General features: G+C 29.7%; 1 protein-coding gene. It reads right to left on the minus strand.

The annotated features are described in order from the left end of the window. Positions 1-296: DUF5916 domain-containing protein (locus ACRBBL_RS01560; RefSeq protein WP_431367274.1), on the minus strand; the 296-nt coding region annotated here is incomplete at both ends.

The raw sequence follows: 296 nt of genomic DNA on the forward strand, positions 1-296 counted from the left end.
TCATCATAATCAACCGTAGACCAATAGTTTCTAAATGTTAGATTTAATGCATTAAAAGAATTAAAACTATAATTACCCGAAATACTATTCACTAAGATAATTTGATCGCGCTGTCCAAAAACAATTTGATCTTCAAGATCATTTGAATTATTTGCATATCCTCTGCGATTGTTTTGAACATTTAAAGAAGAACGATAGCTTAAAATAAACTTATCACTCACACGAACTCTTGGTTCAACGTTGATTCTGTAATTTGTAAACCCTTGATCTTTTTCTAATAAAGCAGACATTCCTAA

This window comes from Kordia sp. (genome assembly GCF_050633145.1).
In the GTDB taxonomy this organism is placed as follows: Bacteria; Bacteroidota; Bacteroidia; order Flavobacteriales; family Flavobacteriaceae; genus Kordia.